The sequence below is a fragment of the Xanthomonas sp. NCPPB 3583 genome (assembly GCF_041475715.2).
Taxonomy (GTDB): domain Bacteria; phylum Pseudomonadota; class Gammaproteobacteria; order Xanthomonadales; family Xanthomonadaceae; genus Xanthomonas; species Xanthomonas euvesicatoria.
In genome coordinates this window covers 2,622,487-2,636,405 of the sequence record NZ_CM191263.1, presented here as the reverse complement: position 1 = coordinate 2,636,405, position 13,919 = coordinate 2,622,487, and the positions used below count along the sequence as shown (strand labels likewise).

Annotated in this window: 18 protein-coding genes and 1 pseudogene; 8 read left to right on the top strand and 11 right to left on the bottom strand. The window is 62.5% G+C overall.

What is annotated here, in order from left to right; all coding sequences use genetic code 11:
- Positions 1–123 precede the first annotated feature (123 nt).
- From ACCQ07_RS11610 to ACCQ07_RS11600, 3 genes are all read left to right on the top strand, one after another.
- Positions 124–738, top strand: a complete 615-nt coding sequence (locus ACCQ07_RS11610; RefSeq protein ID WP_000904906.1) for a recombinase family protein — start codon at positions 124–126, stop codon at positions 736–738.
- 65 nt (positions 739–803) lie between these two features.
- The gene (gene aph(3'')-Ib, locus ACCQ07_RS11605; RefSeq protein WP_001082319.1) at positions 804–1,607 is read left to right on the top strand and encodes an aminoglycoside O-phosphotransferase APH(3'')-Ib; all 804 of its coding nucleotides are present in this window, start codon (positions 804–806) and stop codon (positions 1,605–1,607) included.
- Positions 1,607–2,443 (top strand): aminoglycoside O-phosphotransferase APH(6)-Id, encoded by an 837-nt coding sequence (locus tag ACCQ07_RS11600; protein ID WP_000480968.1) that lies wholly within the window; start codon positions 1,607–1,609, stop codon positions 2,441–2,443. Before aph(3'')-Ib ends, ACCQ07_RS11600 begins: the two co-directional genes overlap by 1 nt.
- 69 nt (positions 2,444–2,512) lie before the next feature.
- On the opposite strand, the gene ACCQ07_RS11595 is transcribed toward ACCQ07_RS11600, so the two are convergent.
- The 3 genes from ACCQ07_RS11595 to ACCQ07_RS11585 are packed head-to-tail and all read right to left on the bottom strand — an operon-like array spanning position 2,513 to position 3,627.
- On the bottom strand, positions 2,513–2,803 hold the full coding sequence (locus tag ACCQ07_RS11595) for an arsenate reductase/protein-tyrosine-phosphatase family protein (protein WP_503254631.1): 291 nt from the start codon (positions 2,801–2,803) through the stop codon (positions 2,513–2,515).
- A 12-nt stretch (positions 2,804–2,815) separates the two neighbouring features.
- Positions 2,816–3,289: an ArsI/CadI family heavy metal resistance metalloenzyme gene (locus ACCQ07_RS11590; RefSeq protein ID WP_023596206.1), complete on the bottom strand. Its 474-nt coding sequence runs from the start codon at positions 3,287–3,289 to the stop codon at positions 2,816–2,818.
- Complete coding sequence (locus tag ACCQ07_RS11585) at positions 3,286–3,627, bottom strand: ArsR/SmtB family transcription factor (protein WP_023596205.1); 342 nt, start codon at positions 3,625–3,627, stop codon at positions 3,286–3,288. The genes ACCQ07_RS11590 and ACCQ07_RS11585 overlap by 4 nt, the downstream gene beginning before the upstream one ends.
- Positions 3,628–3,880: 253 nt before the next feature.
- Between ACCQ07_RS11585 and ACCQ07_RS11580 the strand changes: the two genes are divergently transcribed.
- Complete coding sequence (locus ACCQ07_RS11580; RefSeq protein WP_425521872.1) at positions 3,881–5,572, top strand: TnsB C-terminal domain-containing protein; 1,692 nt, start codon at positions 3,881–3,883, stop codon at positions 5,570–5,572.
- A gap of 95 nt (positions 5,573–5,667) precedes the next feature.
- Positions 5,668–6,552, top strand: coding sequence for a LysR family transcriptional regulator (locus tag ACCQ07_RS11575; RefSeq protein WP_003465017.1), 885 nt, complete (start codon positions 5,668–5,670; stop codon positions 6,550–6,552).
- A gap of 183 nt (positions 6,553–6,735) precedes the next feature.
- On the opposite strand, the gene ACCQ07_RS11570 is transcribed toward ACCQ07_RS11575, so the two are convergent.
- The 4 genes and pseudogenes from ACCQ07_RS11570 to ACCQ07_RS11555 all read right to left on the bottom strand — a co-directional run bounded on the left by ACCQ07_RS11570 (position 6,736) and on the right by ACCQ07_RS11555 (position 8,386).
- On the bottom strand, positions 6,736–6,999 hold the full coding sequence (locus ACCQ07_RS11570) for a uracil-DNA glycosylase family protein (RefSeq protein WP_003830781.1): 264 nt from the start codon (positions 6,997–6,999) through the stop codon (positions 6,736–6,738).
- A 61-nt stretch (positions 7,000–7,060) separates the two neighbouring features.
- Positions 7,061–7,336: pseudogene (locus ACCQ07_RS11565) on the bottom strand (uracil-DNA glycosylase family protein); the annotation flags it as partial.
- Between the two features lie 73 nt (positions 7,337–7,409).
- Positions 7,410–7,694, bottom strand: a complete 285-nt coding sequence (locus ACCQ07_RS11560) for a cytochrome P460 family protein (protein ID WP_229006821.1) — start codon at positions 7,692–7,694, stop codon at positions 7,410–7,412.
- Positions 7,695–7,852: 158 nt separating this feature from the next.
- Positions 7,853–8,386 carry a carboxymuconolactone decarboxylase family protein gene (locus tag ACCQ07_RS11555; RefSeq protein WP_032437899.1) on the bottom strand — a complete coding sequence of 178 codons (534 nt, stop codon included), beginning with the start codon at positions 8,384–8,386 and terminating at the stop codon, positions 7,853–7,855.
- A 117-nt stretch (positions 8,387–8,503) separates the two neighbouring features.
- On the opposite strand from ACCQ07_RS11555, the gene ACCQ07_RS11550 reads away from it, so the two are divergent.
- The 3 genes from ACCQ07_RS11550 (at position 8,504) to ACCQ07_RS11540 (ending at position 10,740) form a co-directional block, all read left to right on the top strand.
- Positions 8,504–9,346: a helix-turn-helix transcriptional regulator gene (locus ACCQ07_RS11550; RefSeq protein WP_003830784.1), complete on the top strand. Its 843-nt coding sequence runs from the start codon at positions 8,504–8,506 to the stop codon at positions 9,344–9,346.
- Positions 9,347–9,781: 435 nt separating this feature from the next.
- Positions 9,782–10,519: a recombinase family protein gene (locus ACCQ07_RS11545; protein WP_023596202.1), complete on the top strand. Its 738-nt coding sequence runs from the start codon at positions 9,782–9,784 to the stop codon at positions 10,517–10,519.
- Positions 10,516–10,740: a hypothetical protein gene (locus tag ACCQ07_RS11540; protein ID WP_023596201.1), complete on the top strand. Its 225-nt coding sequence runs from the start codon at positions 10,516–10,518 to the stop codon at positions 10,738–10,740. The genes ACCQ07_RS11545 and ACCQ07_RS11540 overlap by 4 nt, the downstream gene beginning before the upstream one ends.
- Before the next feature lie 260 nt (positions 10,741–11,000).
- Here the strand turns inward: ACCQ07_RS11540 and ACCQ07_RS11535 are convergent, their stop codons facing one another.
- The 4 genes from ACCQ07_RS11535 to ACCQ07_RS11520 form a co-directional block, all read right to left on the bottom strand.
- The gene (locus ACCQ07_RS11535; protein WP_372363345.1) at positions 11,001–11,972 is read right to left on the bottom strand and encodes a zinc-binding dehydrogenase; all 972 of its coding nucleotides are present in this window, start codon (positions 11,970–11,972) and stop codon (positions 11,001–11,003) included.
- Between the two features lie 136 nt (positions 11,973–12,108).
- Positions 12,109–12,636 (bottom strand): DNA-3-methyladenine glycosylase I, encoded by a 528-nt coding sequence (locus ACCQ07_RS11530; protein ID WP_228884950.1) that lies wholly within the window; start codon positions 12,634–12,636, stop codon positions 12,109–12,111.
- Between the two features lie 162 nt (positions 12,637–12,798).
- Positions 12,799–13,584 (bottom strand): SDR family oxidoreductase, encoded by a 786-nt coding sequence (locus ACCQ07_RS11525; protein ID WP_136732567.1) that lies wholly within the window; start codon positions 13,582–13,584, stop codon positions 12,799–12,801.
- The gene (locus ACCQ07_RS11520) at positions 13,575–13,910 is read right to left on the bottom strand and encodes a nuclear transport factor 2 family protein (protein WP_029819540.1); all 336 of its coding nucleotides are present in this window, start codon (positions 13,908–13,910) and stop codon (positions 13,575–13,577) included. Before ACCQ07_RS11520 ends, ACCQ07_RS11525 begins: the two co-directional genes overlap by 10 nt.
- Positions 13,911–13,919 lie beyond the last annotated feature (9 nt).

The window sequence follows — 13,919 nt, the reverse complement described above, 5'->3', positions numbered from 1 at the left end:
ATGTTCCTTTTTCAAAATCTGATAGCGTTCAAGACGCTTTGTTTATGAAGCTGGTTGAGATACATTTCCAGAGGTCAATGCAATCGTGGCCGAAGCGCCGCCTCAAACCAACGTTTGTGATACATGCTGATCGGATATGCCCGCGTCTCCAAAGCCGATGGCTCGCAGTCTCTCGACCTGCAGCACGACGCCTTGCGCGCCGCAGGTGTCGAACGGGACAATATCTATGATGATCTTGCTTCCGGCGGTCGTGATGATCGCCCTGGCTTGACTGCCTGCCTCAAGTCATTGCGTGACGGCGATGTGCTGGTGGTCTGGAAGCTCGATCGCCTCGGACGATCGCTTGCCCATCTGGTCAACACGGTGAAGGAGCTGTCAGACCGCAAGATCGGCCTGCGGGTTCTGACTGGAAAGGGCGCTCAGATCGACACCACGACTGCGTCCGGTCGCATGGTGTTCGGAATCTTCGCCACCTTGGCCGAGTTCGAGCGGGATCTGATCCGAGAGCGCACCATGGCGGGTCTCGCCTCCGCGAGAGCGCGCGGTCGCAAGGGCGGACGAAAATTCGCGCTCACCAAAGCTCAGGTGCGTCTCGCGCAAGCCGCCATGGCCCAGCGCGATACTTCAGTTTCCGATCTCTGCAAGGAACTCGGCATCGAGCGCGTCACTCTCTACCGATATGTCGGTCCCAAAGGCGAGCTCAGAGACCATGGAAAGCATGTTCTCGGACTTACGTAGCAACTCGTTTCTTTTCGCAGGTTGAGCCACCTCCGCGCTTCATCAGAAAACTGAAGGAACCTCCATTGAATCGAACTAATATTTTTTTTGGTGAATCGCATTCTGACTGGTTGCCTGTCAGAGGCGGAGAATCTGGTGATTTTGTTTTTCGACGTGGTGACGGGCATGCCTTCGCGAAAATCGCACCTGCTTCCCGCCGCGGTGAGCTCGCTGGAGAGCGTGACCGCCTCATTTGGCTCAAAGGTCGAGGTGTGGCTTGCCCCGAGGTGATCAACTGGCAGGAGGAACAGGAGGGTGCATGCTTGGTGATAACGGCAATTCCGGGAGTACCGGCGGCTGATCTGTCTGGAGCGGATTTGCTCAAAGCGTGGCCGTCAATGGGGCAGCAACTTGGCGCTGTTCACAGCCTATCGGTTGATCAATGTCCGTTTGAGCGCAGGCTGTCGCGAATGTTCGGACGCGCCGTTGATGTGGTGTCCCGCAATGCCGTCAATCCCGACTTCTTACCGGACGAGGACAAGAGTACGCCGCAGCTCGATCTTTTGGCTCGTGTCGAACGAGAGCTACCGGTGCGGCTCGACCAAGAGCGCACCGATATGGTTGTTTGCCATGGTGATCCCTGCATGCCGAACTTCATGGTGGACCCTAAAACTCTTCAATGCACGGGTCTGATCGACCTTGGGCGGCTCGGAACAGCAGATCGCTATGCCGATTTGGCACTCATGATTGCTAACGCCGAAGAGAACTGGGCAGCGCCAGATGAAGCAGAGCGCGCCTTCGCTGTCCTATTCAATGTATTGGGGATCGAAGCCCCCGACCGCGAACGCCTTGCCTTCTATCTGCGATTGGACCCTCTGACTTGGGGTTGATGTTCATGCCGCCTGTTTTTCCTGCTCATTGGCACGTTTCGCAACCTGTTCTCATTGCGGACACCTTTTCCAGCCTCGTTTGGAAAGTTTCATTGCCAGACGGGACTCCTGCAATCGTCAAGGGATTGAAACCTATAGAAGACATTGCTGATGAACTGCGCGGGGCCGACTATCTGGTATGGCGCAATGGGAGGGGAGCAGTCCGGTTGCTCGGTCGTGAGAACAATCTGATGTTGCTCGAATATGCCGGGGAGCGAATGCTCTCTCACATCGTTGCCGAGCACGGCGACTACCAGGCGACCGAAATTGCAGCGGAACTAATGGCGAAGCTGTATGCCGCATCTGAGGAACCCCTGCCTTCTGCCCTTCTCCCGATCCGGGATCGCTTTGCAGCTTTGTTTCAGCGGGCGCGCGATGATCAAAACGCAGGTTGTCAAACTGACTACGTCCACGCGGCGATTATAGCCGATCAAATGATGAGCAATGCCTCGGAACTGCGTGGGCTACATGGCGATCTGCATCATGAAAACATCATGTTCTCCAGTCGCGGCTGGCTGGTGATAGATCCCGTCGGTCTGGTCGGTGAAGTGGGCTTTGGCGCCGCCAATATGTTCTACGATCCGGCTGACAGAGACGACCTTTGTCTCGATCCTAGACGCATTGCACAGATGGCGGACGCATTCTCTCGTGCGCTGGACGTCGATCCGCGTCGCCTGCTCGACCAGGCGTACGCTTATGGGTGCCTTTCCGCAGCTTGGAACGCGGATGGAGAAGAGGAGCAACGCGATCTAGCTATCGCGGCCGCGATCAAGCAGGTGCGACAGACGTCATACTAGATATCAAGCGACTTCTCCTATCCCCTGGGAACACATCAATCTTACCGGAGAATATCGTTGGCCAAAGCCTTAGCGTAGGATTTCGCCCTCTCCCGCAAACGACCCCATGATGAAGTCCATCTTCGGCGCGTCGGGCGTGGCGTACTCGTCCCAGCTCTTGCTGCGCAGGTTCTCGGTCGGGTACTTCACCGACTCCACCTTTTCGATGGCGAAGGGATTGACCTTGCCGGTCGGGTGACTGCCGGCGCTGTAGGCGCGGAAGCGGCCTTGCCCCATCGTGTTGATGAGGGCTTCGGCCATGATGCTGCGGGCCGAATTGCCGGTGCAGAGGATGAGGACGTTGTAGGTTCTTTCGGTCATGTGTGGCTCCAATCAGCAGCACGTCGAGGCTTTCGGGGCCACGGTGGAAGTGAGTTGTTGAACAGGGCTACAGCAGCCCGAGGCCGCCGCTTCGGTCGCGGTACGGCCGTGCTCGCCGTAGGTCGGGATGCTGTCGAGGGTGTGGAACGCCTCCCAGGCGATGCCGCTGGGATCGAGGCTCCAATGCTTGTCCGACTTGGCGTAGCAGCAGTTGCTATCTGGCTGCGCCAGGTGCGGCAGGTCGGCCGCTTTCAGGCGCTGGCCCAGCTCGGCCAGCTCGTCGGCGTTCTCGGCCTGGATGCCCAGGTGGTCGAGGCCCTTGGCTTGGCCGCGCTCCGAGATGGCGAAGTTCACGCGCGGATCGTCCAGCATCCATTTGGCGTAATCGTTCTTGGTGATGCTCGGCTCGGCTGCGAACAGGGCCGAGTAGAAGCGGATGCTGTCCGCCAGGTTTTCGACTGACACATGCACGTGCAGGCGTTTCATGATGACCTCTCTTCGGTAGTGGCACAGGCCGGGTTGCAGATAGGCATGCAAGGGTTGCCCCCGCAGCAGTTCTCGGTGAGGAAGGCCACCAGATCGGCGGCCGTCGAGAAATTCGCCTCGTAGATCACAAAGCGGCCTTCCTGCCGCGACGTGACCATGCCGGCGTGGGCCAGCTCTTTCAGGTGGAAGGACAGCGAGGACGGCGGGATGCCGGCCGCTTCGCTGATCTTCCCGGCGGCCATGCCGGCGGGGCCGGCCTGGATGAGCAGCCGGAACACCGCGAGGCGCGATTCTTGGGCGAGGGCCGCCAGGGCGGCTACAGCGTTTAACGTTTCCATATTTCAATAATAATCGAAATATTGAGAGAGGTCAACGGCGCACTTGAGTCGTCGAATTGAGCTAGGCGCGTTTATGTCGTTTTCAGAAGACGACCGCACCATCTGACTGGATGTAACGCCTGGTGTGCATACGGCTCCTGACAGCCCAATATCAGGAGTCGTCTGCACCAATCTCGACTATGCTCAATACTCGTGTGCACCAAAGCGAGGTTTGGGCATGACATCAGACACTCCACCGATTGCCGCGCAAGGCGTGGCCACCCTGCCCGACGAGGCATGGGCGCAAGCCCGGCACCGGACGGAAATCATCGGGCCACTGGCAGCGCTTGAGGTGGTCGGGCATGAAGCCGCCGATGAGGCAGCCCAAGCGCTGGGCCTGTCCCGGCGACAGGTATATGTCCTGATCCGTCGCGCCCGGCAGGGTACTGGCCTGGTAACAGACCTGACGCCCGGCCGATCCGGCGGCGGCAAAGGCAAGGGGCGCTTGCCGGAACCGGTCGAGCGCATCATCCGCGAGCTGCTGCAAAAGCGCTTCCTGACCAAGCAGAAACGCAGCCTGGCGGCGTTCCACCGCGAAGTCGCGCAGGCGTGCAAAACCCAGAAGCTGCCGGTGCCGGCGCGCAACACCGTGGCCCAGCGGATTGCCGGACTACACCCGGCGAAAATAGCCCGCAGCCGGGGCGGGCAGGACGCTGCCCGTCCCTTGCAAGGCGCGGGTGGCATTCCGCCAGAAGTCACCATGCCGCTGGAACAGGTGCAGATCGACCACACCGTCATCGACCTGATCGTGGTCGACGAGCGCGACCGGCAACCGATTGGCCGCCCATATTTGACCCTCGCCATCGACGTGTTCACGCGCTGCGTACTCGGCATGGTGGTCACGCTGGAAGCGCCGTCCGCCGTCTCGGTCGGCCTATGCCTCGCGCATGCCGCCTGCGACAAGCGGCCCTGGCTGGAAGGGCTGAATGTGGAAATGGACTGGCCGATGAGCGGCAAGCCCAGGCTGCTCTATCTGGACAACGCGGCCGAGTTCAAAAGCGAAGCGCTGCGCCGTGGCTGCGAACAGCATGGCATCCGGCTGGACTATCGCCCACCAGGCCAGCCGCACTACGGCGGCATCGTGGAACGGATCATCGGCACGGCGATGCAGATGATCCACGACGAATTACCGGGGACGACCTTCTCCAATCCCGGCCAGCGCGGCGAGTACGATTCCGAGAAGATGGCCACCCTGACGCTGCGCGAGCTGGAGCGCTGGCTCGCGTTGGCGGTAGGCACCTATCACGGCTCCGTGCACAACGGCCTGCTCCAGCCGCCGGCCGCGCGCTGGGCCGAGGCCGTGGAGCGCGTTGGCGTCCCGGCCGTCGTTACCCGCCCCACCGCGTTTTTGGTCGATTTCCTGCCGGTGATCCGCCGCACCCTGACCCGCACCGGCTTTGTCATCGACCACATCCACTACTACGCCGACGCCCTCAAGCCGTGGATTGCCCGGCGCGAGCGCTTGCCCGCCTTCCTGATCCGGCGCGATCCGCGCGACATCAGCCGCATCTGGGTACTGGAACCGGAAGGTCAGCACTATCTGGAGATCCACTACCGCACCTTGTCCCATCCGGCCGTCACCCTCTGGGAACAACGCCAGGCGCTGGCCAAATTGCGTCAGCTCGGGCGCGAGCAGGTGGACGAGTCGGCGCTGTTCCGCATGATCGGGCAGATGCGCGAGATCGTGACCACCGCCCAGAAGGCCACGCGCAAGGCGCGGCGCGACGCTGATCGCCGCCAGCACCTCAAGACGTCGGAGCCACCGGCCAAGCCCATACCGCCGGATGTGGACATGGCTGACCCGCAGGCAGACAACCTGCCGCCGGCCAAACCGTTCGATCAGATCGAGGAGTGGTCGCCGTCGATGAATATAAGAGGACTTGCCATGGAATGCTCTCGGACATAGGAAATCAGGAGTTCCAATCTTCAGTGAGGGGCTAAGATAGGAAAAGTTGAATTTCTAAACGATGAAATTCAGCTTTTCTGAACAAGGAGTGACTCATGCGCGAAATCAGCCTGGACCGTCTGCGCACGTTGGTGGCCATTGCCGACCTGGGTTCGTTTGCCGAGGCGGCCCGTGTGCTGCACCTCGCGCCACCCACGGTCAGTTTGCATATTGCCGACCTGGAGTCGCGGGTTGGCGGAAAGCTGTTGTCGCGCACACGTGGGCGCATTCAGCCTTCGGCGATTGGAGAAACGCTGGTGGAGCGCGCGCGGCGCCTGTTGGCGGATGCGGAGCAGGCGCTTGAGGACGTGGAGCGTCAGGTGCAGGGCTTGGCCGGGCGTGTGCGGCTGGGTGCCTCCACAGGGGCCATCGCACAGTTGATGCCGCAAGCTTTGGAGACGTTGGGCCAACGCCATCCCGCTATCGATGTGCAGGTCGCGGTGCTCACGTCGCAGGAAACTTTGAAGAAGCTTGCCGAGGGCTCTTTGGAGATCGGTCTGGTCGCGCTGCCACAGACCCCGGTGAAGGAATTGCGGATCGAGCCATGGCGGCGGGACCCGGTCATGGCCTTCTTGCCGGCTCGCTGGGAATGCCCGGATGTTGTGACCCCCGGTTGGCTGGCCGCCCAGCCATTAATTCTGAATGACAAAACTACTCGGCTTTCGCGCTTGACCTCGGAGTGGTTCGCCAGTGATGGACGGCAGCCCACGCCGCGTATTCAACTGAACTACAACGATGCGATCAAAAGCCTAGTGGCGGCCGGTTATGGTGCGACGTTGTTGCCGCATGAAGCCTCCACGCCATTGCCCGATACCAGGATCGTCATGCGGCCATTACAGCCCTTATTGTGGCGTCAACTTGGTATTGCCCACCGTGGTGGGGACGTCGAGCGGCCTACGCAACATGTGCTGGATGTGTTGTGGGGGTTGAGTGCGGGCTAGGGCGATGTTGTCAGAGAAAGGACCGCTTTCGACCCGGTCATACGGTGATTGAGGTCCCAGGCGTCAGCTACCGCACCTGAAGCCGTCGTTCATCGCTCCAAAGCCGGTGCCTGTCTCCGTTCGCCCAGGCCAGGGTGTCGTAGTACTTGTGCAGCAGCTCGGTAATGGCGGCGGTGTCGTCGGTCATGGGGTTTCCTTGGGGTTGGCGGTGAGGACTGCCTGGACGCGTGCTTGCAGCGCGGGCAGCACGTCTTGTTGGAACCAGGGGTTGCGCACCAGCCAGCGATTGTTGCGCGGGCTAGGGTGAGGCAGGGGGAACGCTTGCGGCCAGTGCTCGCGCCAGGCTTCGACCACCCGGGTGAGCGGCGTCTTGCCAGTACCGAGGTGGTAGTCCATGGCGTAGCTGCCCAGCACGATGACCAGCGACAGGCGCTCGAAACGCTGCATGAAGGCTTCGCGCCAGGCGGGGGGCGCACTCCGGGCGTAGCGGCAGGTCACCGCTTTTGCCGGTGCCCGGATAACAGAAGCCCATGGGCAGAATGGCGATGCGGGTAGGGTCGTAGAAGGTGTCGCGGTCCACGCCCAGCCAGGCGCGCAGACGCGCGCCGCTGGCGTCGTCGAAGGGCACGCCTGAGGCATGGACCCGGGCCCCCGGTGCTTGGCCGGCGATGAGGATGGGCGCACTCGGGTGAAACTGGAAGACCGGCTGCACGCCGTGTGGCAGATGCGGTGCGCAGCGCGTGCAGGCGCGGACGTCGGTCAGAAAGGCGTCGAGTGTCGGCATGGCGCGCTTCCGGAAAGGGTGGCTCGCGCAGGACGGAGGTGCCATCCTGCGCGAAGCGTAACCCGGCAGCAAGTCAGTGCTGGGTCAGTGTCGGATAGCCCTGGATGAATACGCGGTCGGTCTTGGCCGCCGGCACATGGCAGCCCATGCAGTCGGCTTCGTAGCTGACGGCGACATTCTTGGCGGGGGCGTCGGCCTTGAACAGCGCCCAGCCCCAGCCGTCGCCCCACAAGGGGTTGCTGGCGAAACGGCCTTTGGCGTCCTTGACCATCACGAACCACACGGCCGCATCGGAACCCCAGACCACAGGGTTGCCAGTGGTCATGGCGCTGGTTTCGAGCTTGCGGATCTCTTTCACCAGCGTGGCGCCGTCCAAGAACTTGCCGGTCTTGCGGTAGTGCTCGGCCGAGGCCTTTAGTCGCCGGCCGTGACGGCCAGTGGCAGGACGAGGGCGCTGGCGAGCAGAGCGCCGGTGAGTGCGATTTTCATCGTGTTCTCCTTATATGCCTATGGAGATCAGACGGCGACCACGGGGAAATCCACCGTGGGGTCGGCGATGTGGTTGGTGTAGTTGGTGAGCGTGTTCAGCGCGACGTTGGCGATCACTTCCAGTATCAGGCCGTCGTCGAGCCCCGCGCGGCGGTAGTTGGCCATGGCGTCGGCCGACACCACGCCGCGTTGCTCGACCAGCGCGCGGGCAAAGCCGGCGATTGCATCGTCAAGTGCGTTGGCCGCCTGGCCGGTGCGGGCCGCGGCGATGGCCTCTGCCGACAGTCCGGCACCTTTGCCGATCAGGGTGTGTGCGCTCAGGCAATACTGGCAGCGATTGGCTTGACCGGCAGCGAGCGCAACGATCTCGCGCTGGGAGGCATTCAGGCGGCCGGTGCCCAGCGTTTCGGACAAGCCGAGGTAGCCATTGAGCGCCGCCGGCGCGTGGGCCAGCGTGGCGAACAGGTTCGGCACCATGCCAAGCTTGGCTTTGACGGCCTTGAGTGTGGCAGCGGTAGCGGCGTCAGCGGTGTCGATGGTCAGGGGGGCGATTTGGGTCATGTCTATCTCCGTAGTGGGTGAGGTGCAAGAGCACGTGGGCATGATCGCCCTTTGTTTGGTACGATATGGCACGTAAAGTATCAAATACGTAACCTATCGTCTTATATGGAGAGTGGAATGGCGGATCGACTGGCCGGCTTGCTCCGGCACTACTCGCTTTCGGCGCGCGTTTTTCACAGCGGCGCCTTCTGTGGGCAGCATCATTACGCGGCGCCGCATGGCTATATCCATCTGGTGCGGCGCGGCCCGATTACGGCGCGTTCGCCCGTGCATGAAGATCTGCTGGTTACCGAGCCGAGCCTGCTGTTTTATCCGCGCGTGGCGTCGCATCGTTTTGTCGCCGCCCCCGGCGATACCGCTGAGCAGTTGTGTGCGGAGGTCGACCTGGGCGCTTCGACGGGCAATCCGTTGGCCATGGCCTTGCCGTCGATGCTGCTGATTCCGTTGGCGGACTTGCCCGGCCTCGGGCCGACGCTAGAGTTGCTGTTTGCCGAAGCCGAGCGCGACCAGTGCGGTCGGCAGGCCGCCATCGACCGCTTGTGCGAGTTGCTACTGATCCAGTTGCTGCGTTATCTGATGGATGGGCGGCTTGGCGCCACCGGACTGCTGGCGGGCCTGGCCGACCCGAAACTCGCGCGCGCCATAACCGCCATGCACGATGCGCCGCAGACCGCGTGGTCGCTCGAGGCGCTGGCGGCGAAGGCGGGCATGTCACGCGCGCGCTTCGCCGCCGCGTTCAAGGACGCGGTGGGCGTCACGCCGGGCGACTATCTGGCCGACTGGCGGATGAACGTCAGTTGCACCCTGCTCAAGCAGGGGCGGCCGGTGGCGGTGGTGGCCGACCGCGTCGGCTACGGCAGCCCGAACGCTCTGGCGCGCGCCTTCCGCGTGCGCATGGGCTGCGCCCCGCGCGACTGGCTGGCGCAGCAGCGCGGTGACGCGGCGCTCAGCGGTTCGTGAGTTTGAGTTCGATTCGCCGGTTCTTGGCGTAGGCGGCGCCGGTGTTGCGCTCGTCGAGCGGGTGAAATTCGCATCACGCCGGAACAACTGGCGGAACTCCAGGTGGCGATCCGTCAACGGCTGGTCAGTCTGTTCGTGCGGCGCGGCCGGCTGGACAAGGCTGAGTCAGTGGCGCAGGTAGCTGGATGACGCTGTCCCGCCCTGAGCCGACGCTCACAGGCGGGGATTTCCAGTGTCGTCATTGTCGGCTATTGGCCGGCAGCAGCCCGTCGTTGCCTGATGGATCCAACCCCTCCGCTGCTATAGTGCAGTCGGCTTCTGACGTTCAGTGCAGCCGTCTTCTGAAAACGACAGCGCGTTTAGATCGTCGTTTCATAAATGAGCCTATCGGGATAACATAGGCACATTTAGGTATGCCCAAAGGAGCCGGCCAGTATGAGCAGGACGAAGCCAGTAGCCGCGCCGATGATGGCGCGGGTCTATCTGCGCGTCAGCACCGACGCGCAGGACTTGGAACGCCAAGAGGCGATCATCACGGCCGCGAAGGCCGCCGGCTACTACGTCGCCGGCATCTACCGTGAGAAGGCATCCGGCGCACGCGCCGACCGGCCCGAGCTGCTGCGCATGATCGGCGACCTACAGCCCGGTGAGGTGGTCATTGCCGAGAAGATCGACCGCATCAGCCGCCTACCCTTGCCCGAGGCCGAGCGCCTGGTGGCCTCGATACAGGCCAAAGGCGCACGCCTGGCCGTCCCTGGCGTGGTCGATCTATCCGACCTGGCGGCCGAGGCCCAGGGCGTCGCCAAGATCGTGCTGGAAGCCGTGCAGACCATGCTTTTGCGCCTGGCCTTGCAGATGGCCCGCGACGACTACGAGGACAGGCGCGAACGCCAGCGCCAAGGCATTGAGTTGGCCCGCCAGGCCGGGCGCTACAAGGGCCGCCGTGCTGATCCGAAGCGCCGCGCCCAGGTTGTCGCGCTGCGCAAGTCCGGCCACAGCATCAACAAAACCGCCGAGCTGGCCGGGTGCAGTGCGGCCCAGGTGAAACGGATATGGGCCGAGGTCAGCCAGGCCGAAGCGAAGCAGCACGGCGCGTTCGTGGAGGACGCATTGACGGAAGCCGATGCGCTGGCCGCTGTCGGCCAGGATGAACGCCAGGAGGAAAGGGCATGACGAAGCCGCACCAAGACGACGAGCCGTTTTTCATCACCGAGGAAATTGCGGCCGAAATGATCGCCGGCGGCTACGAGTTCGAGCCGCCGCCCATTCCTTGCACCATCCGCCTACGCGACGTGCTGGAGCGCATGACCGATGCCGAGCTAGCATTGGAGCCGGGCGAGATCGCCGACCAAGAGCGTGAACGCCGACGGTGCAAGCCGTGTTCAACCTCATGATCTGCACATGGTATTTTTCGTGGCACTGAGCCCATCCGTGCTTGCAAGCTATTGTCGCTAAAGGATTTTATGTTCTTGTTTACAATCGAGTGGGAGTGATCCCGCGTGCGGCACTGCCCGGCACGGTCTAGCAAAATGTCCTGAGACCCACGTAACTGCGGGCTTTGGGTTTTTGGGTCTGGCAAGTTCGGGTAGTGTTTTAGCCAGCGAAAGCTCCGTTGGGCGGGCTTTTGCTTCTGTGCTTTACGCTGCTCTACCAATTATCTCGTGAACACGGTCTTGCCCTGGGTGCGACCGTCGATCATGTTGCGGATCGCGTCGCGGGCTTCGGTCATCGGCACCACCGCTCCGACTTCGGGGGCGATGTTGTTGCGGATGACGAATTGCATCATGGCCTTCATTTCCTCAAGCGTGCCCATGATGGTGCCGCGGATGTCGATCTGTTCGACGAGGATGCGCAGCACGTCGGTTTCGGCGATGTTCCCGGTGGTGATGCCGTTGATCACCAGGACGCCACCGCGCTTGACCGCCTTCAGGCTATCTGCCCATGTCGCCGCGCCGATGTTGTCGACGACTGCGTCAACGCGGCGTGGCAAGGCCTCGCCATGTCGCAATACCCGGTTGGCGCCAAGGCGTTCGGCAATGGCGGCCCCTTCATCATTGCGGGTGGTGACCCACACTTCGAAGCCGGCAGCACGGCCCATCTGTATGAGCGCCGTCGACATACCGCCCGAAGCGCCCTGTACGAGAAGCGTCTGCCCCGGAATCAACCGTGATTTGGTAAAGAGCGAGCGATAGGCCGTGAGCCACGCGGTGCCGAGCAGCGAGGCGTGAAGCGGTGACAAACCGTCAGGAATAGGGACCGCGTTGCGTTTCGGGACGGCGACATAATCGGCCATCGTCCCGGGCACGAGTTCGCTGATAACGTGCCAGTGCGGGTCGAGGGTCTCGTCGCCTTTCCAGTCGTCGCTGCCCAGTACCGGATAGAGCACGACGGGCGTGCCGTCTTCGAGCACGCCTGCGGCATCGTTGCCCAGGATCATCGGGAAGGGGATCGGCTGCTCCTGGGAGGTCATGCCGCGCAGGGTGAAAATGTCGTGCCGGTTAAGGCTGGCATGGGTCACCTTCACGCGTACCCAGCCCTCTTGCACGATGGGCTCGGGGCGCTCTCCGACGACGACGGAGGCAAGCGGGTCGTCGACGTTGGCTTCTTTGGCGTAGACGGTAAACATGGTCGTTCTCCTTCAGTCGGTTGGACGTTTTGTGCGGCGCGCACGTGAAGTCGAAGTGAGCGCTGGCGCAAGGTTTGCCCTGCGGTACCGCAGTTGAAATCTGGCTTCCATGGGTCCAGCTGATGAGCCCTGCGCCCTAGCGGGTTCCTTGGTGCTCGAGATGGCGTCGGAAGCAGCCAAGCGAATGGTCGTTGACGATGCCGACCGCCTGCATCCAGGCGTGGATGATGGTCGGTCCGACGAACTTGAAGCCGCGTCGCTTCAGTTCCCTGGAGATGTTCTCGGACAGTGGCGTACTGGCCACCAGGCTTACACCGTCACCCAGGATGGGAACGCCAGCCGTGAAGGACCAGCAGAAGGCCGAGAAGTCTTCGCCGCGATCCTGCATGTCGCAGTAGATTCGCGCGCCCTTGATGGTGGCTTCGATCTTGGCCCGCGCACGCACGATGCCGGGGTTCGCCATCAGCCGCTCGATATCCTGCTCGTCGAAAGCGGCGACCTTGACCGGATCGAAACCCGCGAAGGCAGCGCGAAAGGCTTCGCGCTTGCGCAGGATGGTGATCCAGGCCAGACCTGCCTGGAACCCTTCCAGCATGAGCATCTCCCAGAGCATCCTTGGGTCGCGCTGGGGCACGCCCCATTCGGCATCGTGGTAGTCGCGCATCAGCGGGTCGTTCTGGGCCCAGCTGCAGCGTTCGCAAGATGGGTTCTCAGGCATGGTGTTGGCCTCTCTTCAATCAATCCGCGGGCTGGCATTGGGCAACCACTTCATCCACCGGCAAGGGGAGGTGAGCGGCGCGCTTGCGGGAATACCGCAAAGCCATGCCTACACCGTCCTGATCGTGCCGCCATCGATGACGAACTCGGCGCCGTGGATCGCCGCCGCACGATCGGCAGCGAGGTAGGCGATAAGATCAGCCACCTCTTCAGGTTCGGCTGCGCGCCCGATCGGGATACCGCCCAGGGCATCGAGCACAGACTGACGCGCTTGCTCGATCGTGCCGCCAGATTTGCTGAGCGTTTCCAGAAAGTCCTGCGTGGCCTCGGTCATGATCCAGCCCGGTGAGACGGCATTGACCCGCACGCCCTTGGGGCCGAGCTCTTTGGAAATCGACTTGCTGTAGGTCCGCAGCGCGGCCTTGGCGGCGGCATAGCCTGTCGTCGACTCGGGCAACGGCAGAACCGACTGAATCGAGGTGATGTGCACCACAACGCCGCTGCCACGCTCCAGCATCTGCGGAATCAACAGCCGATCGAGTCGCACGGTCGCCAGCAGGTTGAGGTTCAGTTCGGCAAGCCAGTGCTCGTCCGTCAGCGCGGCGAAACCTCCGGCTGGCGAAGAGGAGCCACCGACGACATGAGCCAGGATGTCGACGCCGCCCAGCCGCTCAAGCGCCGCCGTGGCAAACGCCTGGCCGCCTTCCGCGGTCGTCAGGTCGGTCTGCACGTATTCGACGCCTCCGATAGGGGTGTTGATCGTGCGAGCCGCGGTGATGACACGGGCGCCGCCAGCGAGGAAGCGCTCGACCGTGGCACGGCCCAGCCCCTTGGTGCCACCGCTGACGAGCACGCGCTTGCCGGCGAATTCGGTCGGATCTGCCTTCATGCCCATACCCTTGTCTCCAGGGTCTTGATGGCATCGTTGACCATCGTGAAACGATAGGTGAAGCGCAGCGGGCTACCGGGGAAGTCGCCATGGGTGGGGCCTTCGAGGACCACGACGCCGTCCTCTTCACGCACGGTATCGGGCTCGAAGATCGCCTTCACCGCGATCCCTTCTTCCTCGAGCAGTTGGCGGATTCTGGCCTGCCCCACGTATTGCTTGCCGTTGTCGATGAAAACGGCGTCCTCGTGGAAGTGTTTCATCATGCCGTCGAGATCGAGACGGGTGTTTGCATCGATATATTCGGCGATCGGATTGGGTAGCTTGATTGACATGGTCATCTC

Excerpts from the sequence above, each read along its gene's own strand:
- ACCQ07_RS11610 (WP_000904906.1), top strand. The coding sequence starts at position 124 with ATGCTGATCGGATATGCCCGCGTCTCCAAAGCCGATGGCTCGCAGTCT.
- ACCQ07_RS11600 (WP_000480968.1), top strand. The coding sequence starts at position 1,607 with ATGTTCATGCCGCCTGTTTTTCCTGCTCATTGGCACGTTTCGCAACCT.
- ACCQ07_RS11595 (WP_503254631.1), bottom strand. The coding sequence starts at position 2,803 with ATGACCGAAAGAACCTACAACGTCCTCATCCTCTGCACCGGCAATTCG.
- ACCQ07_RS11590 (WP_023596206.1), bottom strand. The coding sequence starts at position 3,289 with ATGAAACGCCTGCACGTGCATGTGTCAGTCGAAAACCTGGCGGACAGC.
- ACCQ07_RS11585 (WP_023596205.1), bottom strand. The coding sequence starts at position 3,627 with ATGGAAACGTTAAACGCTGTAGCCGCCCTGGCGGCCCTCGCCCAAGAA.
- ACCQ07_RS11575 (WP_003465017.1), top strand. The coding sequence starts at position 5,668 with ATGCGCGAAATCAGCCTGGACCGTCTGCGCACGTTGGTGGCCATTGCC.
- ACCQ07_RS11570 (WP_003830781.1), bottom strand. The coding sequence starts at position 6,999 with ATGCAGCGTTTCGAGCGCCTGTCGCTGGTCATCGTGCTGGGCAGCTAC.
- ACCQ07_RS11555 (WP_032437899.1), bottom strand. The coding sequence starts at position 8,386 with ATGACCCAAATCGCCCCCCTGACCATCGACACCGCTGACGCCGCTACC.
- ACCQ07_RS11550 (WP_003830784.1), top strand. The coding sequence starts at position 8,504 with ATGGCGGATCGACTGGCCGGCTTGCTCCGGCACTACTCGCTTTCGGCG.
- ACCQ07_RS11545 (WP_023596202.1), top strand. The coding sequence starts at position 9,782 with ATGAGCAGGACGAAGCCAGTAGCCGCGCCGATGATGGCGCGGGTCTAT.
- ACCQ07_RS11540 (WP_023596201.1), top strand. The coding sequence starts at position 10,516 with ATGACGAAGCCGCACCAAGACGACGAGCCGTTTTTCATCACCGAGGAA.
- ACCQ07_RS11535 (WP_372363345.1), bottom strand. The coding sequence starts at position 11,972 with ATGTTTACCGTCTACGCCAAAGAAGCCAACGTCGACGACCCGCTTGCC.
- ACCQ07_RS11530 (WP_228884950.1), bottom strand. The coding sequence starts at position 12,636 with ATGCGCGACTACCACGATGCCGAATGGGGCGTGCCCCAGCGCGACCCA.
- ACCQ07_RS11525 (WP_136732567.1), bottom strand. The coding sequence starts at position 13,584 with ATGGGCATGAAGGCAGATCCGACCGAATTCGCCGGCAAGCGCGTGCTC.
- ACCQ07_RS11520 (WP_029819540.1), bottom strand. The coding sequence starts at position 13,910 with ATGTCAATCAAGCTACCCAATCCGATCGCCGAATATATCGATGCAAAC.